A 14,726-nucleotide genomic window follows, 5' to 3' on the forward strand; every position below is an offset into this window, starting at 1 on the left:
ATGCTCCGGTTGTACGCCCTACTAATCCAGTCCATATCTAGGTGATTAGGCAGTGCCCGCCATGCGAGCCGGACTGTCATCTAATTCAATACCCGGCGCTCCCATTCGGTGACGCGCCCATAGAAAGATACCCATGGCCCAAGTGCCACCCAAAAAACCAAAAAACACCTCCGGCCCCAGGCGCGCGCGACAGCCCGCTGCTGGCGCTCTGCCCACCCGCGAACAGCTGCTCGAAGCTCTCGCCCAGCAGTCCGACATCAAAGGCAAGCGCGATCTTGCCAAGGTCTTCGGCATCCGTGGCGACATGCGCCGGCCGTTCAAGGCCATGCTGGCCGAGCTTGAGGGCGAGGGGATCATTACCCGCACCCGCAAGGCCCTGCGCCGCACCGCCGCCCTGCCCCATGTCACCGTGCTCGACATCCCCAGTGACGCCGACCCGGACAATCTCCACGCCTTCCCCGCGCAATGGAACGAGGAAGAAGGCGAACGCCCACGCGTCGCCGTTATCCAGGGCCGCGACGCCCGCGTTGCGCCCGCCCCCGGCGACCGTATTCTGGCGCGCATCGATGCCGGCGAAGCCGAGGTGCCGGTCTATACCGCCAAGCCGATGAAAATCCTCGATAAGCCCCGCAAGGGCCAGATCGGCATTGTCCGCATGGACGATGATGGCGCCCGCCTGATCCCGGTCGATCGCAAGCAGAAGGAAATGCGGATTCCGCTAGGCGATCTGCTGACCGCCAGCGATGGCGATCTGGTCGAAGTCGAGGTCAAGCTATCCGGCCGCCTGATGATTCCGCGCGCCAAGGTCGTTGCCGTCATCGGCAATCCAATGTCGGAAGGCGCCATCAGCCTGATCGCTATTCATAATCTGGAAATCCCTTACCGCTTCCCAGCCAGCGTCACCCGTGAGGCCGAAGAGGCCAAGGAAGCAACGCTCAAGGGCCGCGAGGACTGGCGCGAATTGCCGCTGGTCACCATCGATCCGCCCGACGCCAAGGACCATGACGACGCTGTCTACGCCGAGCCCGATACGGACGCGGCCAATCCCGGCGGCTTCATTGTCTATGTCGCCATTGCCGACGTCGCCGCCTATGTCCGCCCCGGCACGGCACTCGACCGTGAAGCCTATCTGCGCGGCAATTCGGTCTATTTCCCCGACCGCGTCGTGCCTATGCTGCCCGAACGCATCTCCAATGAGCTTTGCTCGCTCAAGGAAGGCGAGCCACGCGCTTCGCTGGCTGTGCGCATGGTCATGGGGGCCGATGGCCGCAAGCGCAGCCACAGCTTCCATCGCGTGCTGATGCGCTCGGCCGCCAAGCTCAGCTACCAGCAGGCTCAGGCCGCCATTGACGGCAATCCTGATGACAAGACCGGGCCGATCCTCGAGCCCATCCTGCGCCCACTCTGGGCCGCCTATGCCGCCATGGCCAAGGCGCGCGACCAGCGTGGTCCGCTTGATCTCGATCTGCCCGAGCGCAAGATCGTGCTCGACGATAAGGGCCTGGTGAAGGATATCCGCATTCCCGACCGGCTCGATGCCCATCGCCTCATCGAAGAAATGATGATCGCGGCCAATGTGGCGGCGGCCGAAACGCTGGAATCCAAACGTTCGCCCCTGCTCTATCGGGTGCATGACGAGCCCAGCAGCGAAAAGCTGCAGGCTTTGCGCGATTTCCTCGGCTCGCTCGATATCGCGGTCAAGAAATCCGATTCCGTCCGCGCCAGCGATTTCAATGGCGTGCTCGCCCAATCCCGCAAGGCGGGTAATGTCGAGCAGGTCAGCGAGATGGTGCTGCGCAGCCAGGCCCAGGCTGAATATGCGCCCGAGAATTACGGCCATTTCGGCCTCAACCTGGATCGCTACGCCCACTTCACCTCACCCATCCGCCGCTATGCCGATCTCATCGTGCACCGCGCGCTGATCAAGGCGCTGGACCTGGGTAGTGATGGTCTGTCCGAGCAGGAAGGGCTCAAGCTCACCGGCATTGGCCAGCACATCTCGGCCACCGAGCGCCGCGCCATGCTGGCCGAGCGCGAAACTGCCGATCGCCTGCTGGCGCAGTTCCTTTCCGCTCAGATCGGCGCCCGCTTTGAGGGCCGTATTTCCGGCGTCACCCGTTCGGGCCTGTTCGTGCGCCTGCTCGACACCGGCGCCGATGGTTTTATCCCCGCCTCCACTCTGGGGCAGGATTATTACCGCTATGTCGAGGAGATGCAGTCCATGGTGGGCGAGCGCACCGGCGAAAAGTTCAGCCTGGGCGATCGCGTAACCGTGCGGCTACTCGAAGTTGCCCCGATTGCCGGTGCTATGCGCTTTGAATTGTTGTCCGAAGGGACGCGCGTCAATCCGTCATCTGTGCGTCGCGGGCAGAAGCGCCCATCTAGGAGTTACGGGCCCAAGGGCCGCAAAAAGAGGTGATGAAATGACCGCGGAGGTCACGACTTTGGAAGATCGGCAAACCTGGCAGGCCATCGGGCGCGGCACGATGTGCAAGTGTCCCCATTGCGGCAAGGGCAAGATGTTCAAGTCCTACCTCAAGGTCACCGATTATTGCGCGTCCTGCGGCGAACAGCTTGATCTGCACCGCGCCGACGATTTCCCGCCCTATATCGCTATCATGATTGTCGGCCACCTGCTGGTCGCCGTCATGCTGCACATGGAAATGACCTGGCACATCAATCCCATGCTCTATATCTACACCATGGTGCCGCTGGCTATCATCCTGCCGCTGGCCATTCTGCCCTCCACCAAGGGGGCAATTGTCGGTTTTCAGTGGGCCAGGCGCATGCATGGCTTCGGCCACCCGGCGCAAGCCTGAACTGCAGCTTGACAATCGGCGCTAAATCCGTAGGTTGCGCCCAAATTCCGGCGCTGCCATCCGCAGCGCCTTTGGTTTTGTGAAGGACCCGAAGAATGGCCAAAGCCGCCTCCGTAAAGATCAAGCTGGTGTCGACGGCCGATACTGGTTTCTACTACGTCACCAAGAAGAACGCCCGCACCCAGACCGAGAAGCTGTCGTACAACAAGTACGATCCGGTCGTGCGCAAGCATGTCGAATTCAAGGAAGCCAAGATCAAGTAATCTGGCGCCTTTGATCTGAAATGCAAAAGCCCCGCATCATCGATGCGGGGCTTTTTGCTGGTTGTCATTAGCGCGACAAATGCGACGTCGATGCTAGCAGTCCGTTAGCGTAAAGGCATAAGTGGCTGGTCCGGAGCGGCATGTCGAAGAGGCCACTCTATCCGCGTCCGGACCAGCCGCCCCACGGGGCTCAGGAGTTGCGGCATTCCCGAGACAGGCCGTAGGGAGCTGTGAGCGCGGATGCGTAAGTAGTGCCCCGCGGCTTGCTTGGACCCTACTCCGGCACCCCGGAAACTCAAGCAAATCCAGGCGTCTGGCGCCGGTAAGTTCTTGTTAATTATAACGGATAACCCTAACGCGTCCAATTGCAGCTTTCTCAAGCCGCGTCGAACACCACCCGGTTGCGGCCTTCGCGCTTGGCCCGGTACAGCGCCACATCTGCCCGCTTGATCAGCGTCTCCGGCGTATCGCTCAAACTCTCATTGAGCGTAACCCCAACCGACACCGTCACCCCGATCATCCGCCCCGCCCCAGCCTCAAAACTCCGCTCCGCCACCGACTGCCGCACCCGCTCGGCAATCGATTCTGCCTGCCGAACATCGGTATCGGGCATCAGCACCACGAACTCCTCGCCACCAAAGCGGCAGGCCAGATCGACCCCGCGGACGTTACGTTTCAATCGGTTAGCGAACTCCTTGAGCACGGAATCGCCGATATCGTGGCCATAGGTGTCGTTGACGGCCTTGAAGTGATCCACATCGAGGATCATCAGCGCCATATCGCGCCCCTGGCTCTGAGCCTTGCTCAGCATAACCCCCAGATGCCGCTCGAAATAACGCCGGTTATAAAGCCCGGTCATGTCGTCGGTGACGGCCATGGCCATGGTCTGGTTGACGCTGTGGCGCAACTCAGTGGCATAGCGCTGCCGTCGAATCTGCGTCCGCACCCGCGCCGCCAGCTCATTGCGCTCCACGGGCCGCATGATGAAATCATTGACGCCCAGATCAAGCGCCCGCACCACCTTGGGCCGGTCAGCCTCATCGGCCACCAGAATGATCGGCAGGTTGCGCGTATGCTCCAGCGTACGGATCTGCGAGCAGACCCGCAGCGGATCGAAATCGGTGAGCGACATGGTGATCAGCGCCAGCTCATACTGCGCGCCCGTCACCTGGAACACGGCGTCTGCCGGCTGGGTCAGCACGTCAACCCGGTGGCCGGGCGCCAGATAGGCCTTGATGCGCTCAGCGTGGCGCGCATCGGTATCGACGATCAGGATGGAGCCGTTGTCGGCGTTAATCTTGTCCATCGCGCGGAACGAATCCTCGATGGCAATCTGCTGGCCGGTCACGGCGCGAGAGCGCAGCTCATCGGTTAAAGACTTGAGCCGCACCAGGCTCTTAACCCGGGCCATCAACTGCATGTCATCGACCGGCTTGGTCAGAAAATCGTCGGCGCCGACCTCCAGCCCCTTGACCCGGTCGGAGGGCTGATCGAGCGCGGTGATCATCAGTACCGGCACGTGATGGGTGCGGGTATTGGCCTTGAGGCGGCGACAGACCTCGAAGCCGTCCATGATGGGCATCATGACGTCGAGCAGCACCATATCGACATCCGAGCTTTCGCAGATATCGAGGGCTTCCTGGCCAGACGAAGCGGTTACGACATCGAAATATTCCGCACTCAGCCGCGCCTCGAGCAGGCGGACGTTGGTGGGGATGTCGTCGACGATGAGAATGCGCGCAGTCACTTGGCAGCCTTCAGCTCATTGCCCACCCAGCAGCGTCCACCGCGGGTTCGGAGCAAGCCGGATCGGCCTTTGAAGACGACCGCTCAGGCAGGGCCAATATAGTGGGCAATAGTTTCCAGAAAATGAGGCACGGAGATGGGTTTACTAATGTATCCCTCGCAGCCGCCCTGCAGAATCCGTTCTTCGTCGCCCTTCATGGCAAAGGCGGTGACCGCGATAACCGGAATATGGGCCAATTCCTCGTCGTCCTTGAGCCATTTGGTGACGACCAGGCCCGAAACCTCCGGCAATTGGATATCCATCAGAATCAGATCAGGATGATGGGCGCGGGCTAGATCGAGCGCTTCCATCCCGTTCCGGGTCTGGATAACGGCATAGCCGCGCGATTCGAGCAGATCGTTGAACAGCTTCATGTTCAGCTCGTTATCTTCCACGATCATCACAGTCTTGGGCATCGATCCATCCTCGCGCCGCCGGGGCGCTGGCGACACTTCGCTTTGCCGCCCCGTTCAGCTACCATGCTATCTCTTACAAAACACCAAATGAGGCTTGGCGTTGCCCCGTACGCAGACTGCACAACCCGATGTGGCAAGCCTCGCCGATTCCTGCCTGGGCTATCTCGCGGAAAATCCCGATGAACTGCTGGCTTTCATGCAGTTTGCCGGTTTTGACCCCGATATGCTGCGCCGCTCCGTCGGCTCATCCGCGCTGCAGCACGGGCTCGTGGACTACTTTGCCTCAAACGAGTCGATTCTGCTCGCCCTCTGCGCAAATACCGGCATCACGCCCGAAGCGTTCATGCGCGTGTGGCAGCGCCTCAATCCATCGGGGTAGATATGGCGGTCGATTGGCTCTGCCGCGATTGCCTGGTCCATGGCTCGGCCAATGCGGCGCCACAGCGCTGCCCTGGCTGCGGTTCGCCGCGCTTGCGGGCACATGAGGAGCTGTTTGCACTGACGACGGCCCATGTCGATTGCGACGCCTTCTATGCGTCGGTCGAAAAGCGCGACGATCCTTCGCTGCGCGACAAACCGCTGATCATCGGCGGCGGCGTACGCGGCGTGGTGTCCACCTGCTGCTATATCGCCCGCCAGTCCGGCGTGCGCTCGGCCATGCCGATGTTCAAGGCGCGGCAACTGTGTCCCGACGCTGTCATCATCAAGCCCAATATGGCCAAATATGTCGAGGTCAGCCGCCAGATCAGGCGGCATATGGATGCGCTCACTCCGCTCGTGGAACCGCTCTCCATCGACGAGGCGTTCCTCGATCTCTCCGGCACCCAGGCCTTGCACAAAGCCCCGCCGGCTCTGGTGCTAGTCCGCTTTGCCAGGACCATCGAGACCGAGATTGGCGTCACTATTTCGGTAGGGCTTAGCCACAACAAGTTCCTGGCCAAGGTAGCGTCCGATCTCGATAAACCGCGCGGCTTTGCCGTGATCGGCGCTGCCGAAACGCTATCCTTCCTCGCACCGCAACCGATCAGCCTGATCTATGGCGTCGGCAAGGTGCTGGCGGAGACCCTGCGTAAAGACGGGCTGGTGACCATTGGCCAATTGCAGGACGAGCCGCCGGAAAATCTGATGCGCCGCTATGGTGAAATGGGCGCCCGGCTGGCGCGGCTGGCTCGGGGCGAGGATAGCCGCCGGATTTCTTCGGATAGCGAAATGAAAACAGTGACTTCGGAGACGACATTCAATACCGATATTAGCTCACTTGAAACCCTCTCTACCGAGTTGCTGCATGTCACCGAACGGCTTTCCGAGCGGCTCAAGGCCAAAAATATCGTCGGCGATACGGTGACGCTGAAATTGAAATCTGCCGGTTTCCGCTTGCGTACACGCGCCCGGCACTTGATGATCCCCACGCAGCTTGCCAGTGTGATCTACGAAACGGGGCTGTCGCTGCTGGGGCGCGAGATCGATGGCACTGCATTCCGGCTGATTGGAATCGGTGTTTCGGGTATTGAACCGGCCGACGGGACCGATCCGGCGGATTTGCTGGAGCCGGCAGTGGCCCGCAAGGCTGCCGCTGAACGCGCCATGGATCGGGTCCGTACCCGATTTGGCCGCGAGGCAGTGGTGCGGGGCAAGCTTTATGGAAAACGGCAGGCGCCGCCGCCGCTCGATATCGATGACGACCAGAACGAAGGTAAGACCAGATGACCAGCCCGATCGAAAAGCTCCGTGAATATGGCTATGAGCTACCCGCCCCCAAGGCGCCGGTGGCCAGCTATGTTCCGGTCACCCGGACCGGCAATATTCTTTATGTCTCGGGGCAGATTTCGAGCAATGAAGGCGGCGTGATCACCGGCCTTCTGGGTGACACGATGAATGTCGTCCAGGGAGGGAATGCCGCCGAACTGGCTGCGCTCAATGTGCTTTCGCAGATCGTCCATATGGGTGGCGTACCGCTGCAGGACATCAAGCGCATCCTCAAGGTGACGGTTCTGGTCGCCTCGACCCCCGACTTCACCGAACAGCATCTGGTGGCCAATGGTTGCTCCAACCTGCTGGTCGGCGTGCTCGGCGACAAGGGCAAGCATGCTCGCGCAGCCTTCGGCGTTGCGTCCCTGCCCTTCGGCGCAGCGGTGGAGATCGAAGCAGTCGTCGAGGTCTGAGTGTAACGCCAGCGTCACATTGCGGTGCCACTGAGGCCCGAACCCAAGATGAGGCACACCATGTCCGAACCGCTCTTTCCCCGTCCCGTTGCGCACCGTGGCCTGCATGATCGGGCAGCGGGCATCATCGAGAACAGCGCCAGCGCATTCGAGGTAGCCATTGCTGGCAATTTCGCCATCGAATGCGATTTGCAGCTCACCAGCGATGGTGTGCCAGTGGTGTTTCATGACGATGATCTGAAACGCCTGACGGGCAAGGACGGCGCGGTCGCCGATATCACCTGGGCCGAGCTGAGCGTGACGCCGCTGCTGGATAGCGCCAAGGGTGATTGTCCGCAGCGTTTCGAGGACTTTCTGGCACAGATCAATGGCCGGGCGCTGTTGCAGGTCGAGCTCAAGCATCAGCGCGACATTGGCGGCACGCAATTGCTGGCTCGCGCTGCTGCGGAGGCGCTCAAGACCTATACCGGGCCGGTGACCATTGAATCGTTCGACCCCAAGCTGATCACCCTGATCCGGCAATTCGGCTTTACCGGGCCGCGGGGCATCATTACCTATGATTATGAGCCCGATGACGGCGACAAGAACCTGACCGACGATCAGCGTTATACACTGCGCCATCTGCTGCATTGGCACGAGACGCAGTTCGATTTCATCTCCTGCGCGGCGGATGCACTTGAACTGCCCGCCATCAAGTTCTGGCGCGCCCTGGGTAAGCCCGTCACGGCCTGGACCATCCGCTCGCAGGCGGCAGCTGACGCGGCCCTGGCGCATGCCGACCAGATCGTCTTTGAGGGTTTCGACCCCGCCAAATCTACGTGATTGGACGGGGCTGCGGTCTTTTAATGCCGGGCAACGCGACCTATGTTAGCGAACCTGCTGACCTCCGCCCGGAGTTCCCGCTATCCCCTCCCCTTCGCTGACTGCAACGATCTATCCATCAACCGCGGCTATTCCCGCCGAGACTTGGAATGCCTTGGTGCCGTCCACAGGCGGCAAGACCGATAATCCGTTTCTCGACCATGCGTTCTTTCTGGCGCTGGAGCAGTCAGGCTGCGCCACGGGCCGCACGGGCTGGCAGCCGCAACACATCGTGCTGACCGACGCTGACCGGCCGGTGGGCATGATGCCGCTATTCCTTAAGTCCCATTCCATGGGCGAATATGTGTTCGACCATGGCTGGGCCGACGCCTATGAGCGCGCCGGCGGGAACTACTATCCCAAGTTGCAATGTTCGGTGCCCTTCACTCCCGCCACGGCGCCCAAGCTGCTGGTGCCCTCGGGCGATGCGGCCATTCAGGCCGCCCTGCTCTCCACCGCCCAGCAATTGGCCGAGCAGCGAAAAGCCTCCTCGGTTCACGCGACATTCGTACCGGAGGTCGAGGCCGACCTGATCGCGGGTGATGGCTGGCTGAAGCGGATGGATACGCAATTTCACTGGTTCAACCAAGGTTTTGTCAGCTTCGACGATTTTCTCGAAACGCTGTCATCGCGCAAGCGCAAGACCATCCGCCGCGAGCGCCGCGACGCCCTGGCAGATGGATTGACCGTCAAATGGCTGACCGGCAGCGATTTGATGGAGCATCATTGGGATGCTTTCTACGATTTTTATGAGGATACCGGCGCCCGCAAATGGGGCCGGCCCTATCTCAATCGCGAGTTCTTCTCGCATCTGAACCAGACCATGGCCGACCGCATCGTGCTGATGCTGGCCTATGACGGGTCGACTCCGATTGCCGGGGCGATCAATTTTCTTGGGTCGGACCGGATTTTTGGCCGCAATTGGGGCTGTACCCGGGACGTGCCGTTCCTGCATTTCGAGCTCTGCTATTATCAGGCCATTGACTATGCCATTGCCCACAAGCTCGCGGTGGTCGAGGCCGGCGCGCAGGGCGAGCACAAGCTGGCGCGTGGCTATGAGCCGACACCGACCTATTCGGTGCATTGGATCGCTCATCCCGGTTTGCGCCATGCCGTGGCCGATTTCCTCGAACATGAGCGCATGTCGGTGACGCACGAGCAACTGCTACTGGATGCGCACACGCCCTTCCGCAAAGGCGAGCGGACGGACCGCTAGCGCGGCGTGGCACTATCGCCACTTCCACCGGTCCGCCCTGCCCGCTATGTAGAATGCCATGATCTGGGATATTATCGTCTTCGCCCTACAGACTGCCTTGGTGTTCATCGTCTCGACAGCGCTATTCGATGCGCTGCATTGGACACTGCACAAATGGGAGGGATCGCGCTTCAAGCTGCTGCGCGTCTTCTCGTCGTGGCACTGGGTGCACCACAAATTCCTTGGGCTGGATATGCAGATCAATTCTGCCTATGCCAAGCAGAACATCTGGTTCCATATCCTGCCGGAATACCTGACCGGGATGGCCGGAACGCTGATTTTCCTCTTTGTTTTCCCCTGGCCTCCTGTCGCCTTGGTCGCGGCCATCCGCACCGTGATGCTGCTGATGACGCTCAAGGAAGAGGGCCTGGACTACAACCACATGTCGATGGATCGCGTCGGCGGACAGCAGGGCCTGCTCTGGGTGGACAATAATTACCACGCCATGCACCACGTCTATCCGCACAATTTCTTCTCGTCCTTCACCAATGTGTTCGACATGATCTTTGGCACGGGCTGCCAGATCGAGGGCCGGCATTTCCTGGTCACGGGCGCCTCGGGCGCCTTTGGCTCGGCCATGGTGGCAAAGCTCGAAAAGCTGGGCGGGATTGTCGAGACAGCCAAATCAGGCGTGGATTTCTCGGCCGGCAATTATGATGGCATGCGTGAAAAGCTGGCCCGGGCCGATGTGCTGGTCTTGGCGCATGGGGCCAAGAGCGACGATTGCTGGAATGCCAATTTCGTCACCTTCCGCGACCTGACCGAGCTGTTCACCGAAATGGGCAAGACGCGTCTGGCGCCATCCGAGGTTTGGGCGTTGGGGTCGGAGGTCGAGTTTCATGGCGATATGGGGCTGGAAGAGCTCAAGGCCTACTCAGTGTCCAAGCGGGCGTTTGCGGCCGTGGCGGGGCGTTATTATCGTTCTGACGCGTTGATTTATCGCCATATCGTCCCCTCCTCATTCACCTCGGCCATGGGCAAGGGTGCAATGAGTGCAGCAACGGCGGTGAATATCAGCCTGTTCTTCATCCGCCGCAGCTTCAAATATGTGCCGGCGACCTTTACCGGCCTCGCCGTCCTCAACTATTTCCGTTTTCGTTTTCAGAAGGGCCAGCCCGATCAGCTCGAGCCGGCGGAATAGACCATGACCTATGACCCCACCAATATCTTCGGCAAAATCCTGCGCGGCGAATTGCCGGCGCATAAGGTCTATGAGGACGATACTGCCCTGGTCATGATGGACATTTTTCCGCAATCGCGGGGGCATGCTTTGGTCATTCCGAAGGCCGCGTCACGCAACCTGCTGGATGCCGATCCGGCCGCGCTGGCAGCGGTGATCCCGCTGGTGCAGCGGGTGGCCAAGGCCGCCAAGACCGCGACTGGAGCCGATGGTGTGCGCGTGGCTCAGTTCAATGAGGCGGCGGCCGGGCAGACCGTGTTCCACCTGCATTTCCACATCATCCCGGTCTACGACGGGATAGCGCTCGGAACCCATGCCGGTGGCGGGCGGGCCGACGACGCGGAACTCATTGCATTGGCCAAGGACATCGCCGCAGCGCTTTAGCGCAGGCGTTAGTCCGGGCGGTGGACGACCGTCAAAGTCGCCAGAATCGCGGTGATCGCGATGATCATTAGCATAGCCATGGGCGCGTTCCTCCAAGCAGAAGAATGCGCCCAATGGCGATGGGGTTCAATAATCACAAAGAATGATCGATCACGAGGCCGTTGCGCAGCGTAACGATACGGTCGGCCTTGCGCGCAAGGTCGTGATTATGCGTCGCAATCAGGGCCGCGGCCCCTTCCGTCTTGATCAGGCTGCCAAGAGCAGCGAAGACCAGATCGCTGGTTTCGGGGTCGAGATTGCCTGTGGGCTCGTCGGCCAGGATCACCTTGGGATGATTGGCGGCGGCCCGGGCGATGGCGATGCGCTGCTGTTCGCCGCCGGATAGTTCTGCCGGGCGATGCGTTGCCCGCTGGCCCACGCCCAGCAGATCGAGCAGTTCCATGGAGCGCTTGTCGGCCTCGGCCTGGCTCTTGCCCGCGATCAGTTGCGGCATGGTGACGTTCTCAAGCGCGGTGAATTCAGGCAGCAAGTGGTGGAACTGATAGACATAGCCCACTGTGGAGCGGCGCAGCTGGGTGCGGCCGCGGTCGTTCAACTGGCTGGTCTTGATGCCCGTGATCTCGATTTCCCCGCCCTGCGGGCTTTCCAGCAGGCCCGAGAGGTGCAGCAGGGTCGACTTGCCGGCCCCGGAAGGCGCGACAAGGGCGACCATCTCGCCGCTTTTCACAGTCAGATTGGCTGCCTCGAGCACGCGAACGATGGTGTCGCCGCTGCCGTAATGGCGGTGGACGTCGGTCAGTACCAAATGCGGCTTACTCATAACGCAGGGCCTCGACCGGATCATATTGGGCGGCGCGCCAGGCCGGATAAAGCGTAGCAAGGAAACTCAGGCCTAAGGCCAGCCCAACCACCACAGTCACCTCAAGCGGGTCTGTCTTGGATGGCAGCGAGGACAGGAAGAACACTTCAGGCGGGAAGATGGCCACGCCCAGCGTGTTGGACACGAAGGCCCGGATCGCCTCGGCATTGGACGCCACTAGAAGGCCCAGCAGCAGCCCGGCTATGGTGCCGATAAAGCCGATGGTTGTGCCGGTGATGGAGAAAATGCGCATGATCGAACCGCGCGTGGCGCCCATGGTGCGCAGCACCGCGATATCGGAGCTTTTGTCCTTCACCAGCATGATGAGGCTGGAAATGATGTTGAACGCGGCTACGAGAATGATCATCGACAGGATGGTGAACATCACCACCCGCTCGACCTGCAGCGCCGAGAAGAAGGTCTCGTTGCGCTGCTGCCAATCCGTCAGGATCAGTGGGCGGGTGTTCGGGTCGGTCTCGATGCGCTGTCGCATGACGGTGGTGTTGTCAGGATCGTCGATGAACACCTCCGCGGCCGAGGCCTGGCCGACGCGGTCATAGGCGGCGTCGATCTGTGCATCCGTCGCCATGGGGTCAAGCGGCTTTTGGCCCGGCTTGAGCACGTCCTTGTAGAGCTTGAAATAGTCCTGGGCCGTCTCGATCGGCATGTACATGAAGAAACTGTCGAACTCGACCATGCCGAGATCGAAGATCACCGTCACCGGGTAGGAGCGGATCTGCGGCGTCGAACCGAACGGGGTCATGGCGCCGTCGGGATTGATGATCTGTACTTGATCGCCCAGCGACACGCCAAGGGTCTGGGCAAGCCGATAGCCGATGGCAATGCCGCCCGAGGTGTCCCAGCTGTCCCAGCCGCCCTGGCTGGCTGCGCCGTAGAGCAGCTTGAGCTTCTTGATATTCTCTTCGTCCATGCCGCGCACGGTTGCGCCGGTGGAGCTGCCCCGGCCCGAAGCCAGCACCTGGCCCTCAACGAAATAGGTGGCAAAGCTCACGCCGGGAATATTCTGGAGCGAGGCCACCGTCTCCTTGTAGTCGGTGAATTCCCGCTCGATCGGGTAAGCCGTGAAATGCCCGTTGAGGCCAAGAATTTTGGTCAACAGCTCGCCGCGGAACCCGTTCATCACCGACATGACGACGATCAATGTCGCCACGCCGATGGCGACACCCACCATGGTCAGGCTGGCGATCACCGAAATGAACGCCTCCTTGCGGCGGGCGCGCAGATAGCGGCCGGCGATCATCCATTCAAAGCGGGAGAAAGGCTTGGTGCCCTTGTTGAGCGCCGGCTGCCCCAGATCGGTCAAATGTCGGTCTTTCTTTGCGGTTCGATCAGGCCCTTGAGACGCGCGACGGCGTCGGCGATCGGCAACGTTTCGCGCTCGCCGGTCTTGCGGTGCTTAATTTCGGCCTCACCAGCCTTGAGCCCGCGCGGCCCCAGGATGATCTGGTAGGGAATGCCAATCAGATCGGCGGTGGTGAACTTAGCCCCTGCCCCCTGGTCACGGTCATCATAGAGCATGTCGAGGCCCGCAGCGGTCAGCTCTGCATAGAGCTTGTCGCAGGCGGCATCGCACTCGGCATCGCCCGCCTTGAGATTGATCAGCACAGCCTCGAACGGCGCCACGCTGACTGGCCAGACAATGCCGGCCTCGTCGTGGAAGGCTTCGATGATGGCTGGAACCACACGCGTCGGGCCGACGCCATAAGAGCCCATATGCACGGTGATTTCCTTGCCGTCAGGACCGGTCACGGTCGCCTTCATCGGCTCGGAATACTTGGTCCCGAAGTAGAAAATATGGCCAACTTCGATGCCGCGCGCAGAAACCCGAAATTCCTCGGGTACTGTCGCCTCGAACTCAGCCATATCAACCATTTCCTCGGTCGCGGCGTAAAGCGAGGTCCAGTCGTTGAAAATGGGCTTGAGATCCCCGCGGAAGTCGACGTCGGGACCGGGAATGGGCTTGTCGAGCAAGCGCTTATCGCAGAACACCGCGCTTTCGCCCGTATCGGCCAGCACGATCCATTCGTGGCTCAGGTCACCGCCAATAGGGCCCGTATCGGCACGCATCGGAATGGCCGTCAGCCCCATGCGGGCATAGGTGCGCAGATAGGCCACGAACATGCGTTCATAGGCTTTGACCGCGTCTTCCTTGTTCAGGTCGAACGAGTAGGCATCCTTCATCAGAAATTCGCGGCTGCGCATGGTGCCGAAGCGCGGACGGACCTCGTCGCGGAACTTCCACTGGACGTGATAAAGATTGAGCGGCAAGTCCTTGTAGGACTTCACATAGGTCCGGAAGATATCGGTGACCATCTCCTCATTGGTGGGACCATAGAGGAATTCGCGCTCGTGCCGATCCTCGATGCGCAGCATCTCTTTGCCATAGGCGTCATAGCGCCCGCTTTCGCGCCAGAGATCGGCCGACTGGATGGTCGGCATCATCAATTCGATGGCGCCGGAGCGGTTCTGCTCCTCCTCGATGATGGCCTTGACCTTCATCAGCACCTTGTAGCCGAGCGGCAACCAGGAATAGAGGCCAGAGGCCTGCTGCTTGATCATCCCGGCCCGCAGCATCAGGCGGTGGGAGGCGATTTCGGCATCCTTGGGAACGTCCCGCAGCACCGGCAAAAAATAACGAGACAGGCGCATTTCGGCTCCGCGACAGGATCGACTCATGGGTTCTCTTGATGCCCACTGAAATCCTACTCGTCCATCCGATG

Annotated in this window: 15 protein-coding genes; 10 read left to right on the forward strand and 5 right to left on the reverse strand. The window is 60.9% G+C overall.

Going from position 1 to position 14,726, the window contains the following annotated elements; all coding sequences use genetic code 11:
* Nucleotides 1-133 precede the first annotated feature (133 nt).
* The 3 genes from rnr to rpmG all read left to right on the forward strand — a co-directional run bounded on the left by rnr (nt 134) and on the right by rpmG (nt 3,082).
* Nucleotides 134-2,419, forward strand: a complete 2,286-nt coding sequence (gene rnr / locus N8A98_RS19420) for a ribonuclease R (protein WP_262167805.1) — start codon at nt 134-136, stop codon at nt 2,417-2,419.
* Between the two features lie 4 nt (nt 2,420-2,423).
* Nucleotides 2,424-2,819 (forward strand): DUF983 domain-containing protein, encoded by a 396-nt coding sequence (locus tag N8A98_RS19425; protein WP_262167806.1) that lies wholly within the window; start codon nt 2,424-2,426, stop codon nt 2,817-2,819.
* A 95-nt stretch (nt 2,820-2,914) separates the two neighbouring features.
* Complete coding sequence (rpmG, locus tag N8A98_RS19430) at nt 2,915-3,082, forward strand: 50S ribosomal protein L33 (RefSeq protein ID WP_035096841.1); 168 nt, start codon at nt 2,915-2,917, stop codon at nt 3,080-3,082.
* A gap of 376 nt (nt 3,083-3,458) precedes the next feature.
* Here rpmG and N8A98_RS19435 read toward each other — a convergent pair whose 3' ends face one another.
* Both N8A98_RS19435 and N8A98_RS19440 read right to left on the reverse strand, forming a co-directional pair.
* On the reverse strand, nt 3,459-4,829 hold the full coding sequence (locus tag N8A98_RS19435; protein WP_262167810.1) for a PleD family two-component system response regulator: 1,371 nt from the start codon (nt 4,827-4,829) through the stop codon (nt 3,459-3,461).
* An 83-nt stretch (nt 4,830-4,912) separates the two neighbouring features.
* Entirely contained in the window at nt 4,913-5,284 is a 372-nt protein-coding gene (locus N8A98_RS19440; RefSeq protein WP_262167811.1) for a response regulator, read from the reverse strand.
* Between the two features lie 130 nt (nt 5,285-5,414).
* Here N8A98_RS19440 and N8A98_RS19445 point away from each other — a divergent pair, with 130 nt between their 5' ends.
* From N8A98_RS19445 to N8A98_RS19475, 7 genes are all read left to right on the forward strand, one after another.
* Entirely contained in the window at nt 5,415-5,663 is a 249-nt protein-coding gene (locus N8A98_RS19445) for a DUF3572 family protein (RefSeq protein WP_262167813.1), read from the forward strand.
* 2 nt (nt 5,664-5,665) lie between these two features.
* Nucleotides 5,666-6,991 carry a DNA polymerase IV gene (locus N8A98_RS19450; RefSeq protein WP_262167814.1) on the forward strand — a complete coding sequence of 442 codons (1,326 nt, stop codon included), beginning with the start codon at nt 5,666-5,668 and terminating at the stop codon, nt 6,989-6,991.
* The gene (locus N8A98_RS19455; RefSeq protein ID WP_035096850.1) at nt 6,988-7,446 is read left to right on the forward strand and encodes a RidA family protein; all 459 of its coding nucleotides are present in this window, start codon (nt 6,988-6,990) and stop codon (nt 7,444-7,446) included. Before N8A98_RS19450 ends, N8A98_RS19455 begins: the two co-directional genes overlap by 4 nt.
* Nucleotides 7,447-7,506: 60 nt before the next feature.
* Nucleotides 7,507-8,268 carry a glycerophosphodiester phosphodiesterase family protein gene (locus N8A98_RS19460; RefSeq protein WP_262167816.1) on the forward strand — a complete coding sequence of 254 codons (762 nt, stop codon included), beginning with the start codon at nt 7,507-7,509 and terminating at the stop codon, nt 8,266-8,268.
* An 82-nt stretch (nt 8,269-8,350) separates the two neighbouring features.
* A complete protein-coding gene (locus N8A98_RS19465) occupies nt 8,351-9,523 on the forward strand; it encodes a GNAT family N-acetyltransferase (protein WP_390888848.1) in 1,173 nt (390 codons plus the stop codon).
* 58 nt (nt 9,524-9,581) lie between these two features.
* Nucleotides 9,582-10,703 (forward strand): hypothetical protein, encoded by a 1,122-nt coding sequence (locus N8A98_RS19470; protein WP_262167819.1) that lies wholly within the window; start codon nt 9,582-9,584, stop codon nt 10,701-10,703.
* 3 nt (nt 10,704-10,706) lie between these two features.
* Nucleotides 10,707-11,126: an HIT family protein gene (locus tag N8A98_RS19475; protein ID WP_113120412.1), complete on the forward strand. Its 420-nt coding sequence runs from the start codon at nt 10,707-10,709 to the stop codon at nt 11,124-11,126.
* Nucleotides 11,127-11,259: 133 nt separating this feature from the next.
* Here N8A98_RS19475 and N8A98_RS19480 read toward each other — a convergent pair whose 3' ends face one another.
* Genes N8A98_RS19480 through proS form a run of 3 tightly spaced genes read right to left on the reverse strand, consistent with a single transcriptional unit; the run spans nt 11,260 to nt 14,655 of the window.
* Nucleotides 11,260-11,946, reverse strand: coding sequence for an ABC transporter ATP-binding protein (locus N8A98_RS19480; RefSeq protein ID WP_262167822.1), 687 nt, complete (start codon nt 11,944-11,946; stop codon nt 11,260-11,262).
* Nucleotides 11,939-13,309, reverse strand: a complete 1,371-nt coding sequence (locus tag N8A98_RS19485) for an ABC transporter permease (RefSeq protein ID WP_390888786.1) — start codon at nt 13,307-13,309, stop codon at nt 11,939-11,941. The genes N8A98_RS19480 and N8A98_RS19485 overlap by 8 nt, the downstream gene beginning before the upstream one ends.
* Entirely contained in the window at nt 13,306-14,655 is a 1,350-nt protein-coding gene (proS, locus tag N8A98_RS19490) for a proline--tRNA ligase (protein WP_262167823.1), read from the reverse strand. Before proS ends, N8A98_RS19485 begins: the two co-directional genes overlap by 4 nt.
* Nucleotides 14,656-14,726 lie beyond the last annotated feature (71 nt).

The organism is Devosia neptuniae, from assembly GCF_025452235.1.
Classification (GTDB): Bacteria; Pseudomonadota; Alphaproteobacteria; order Rhizobiales; family Devosiaceae; genus Devosia.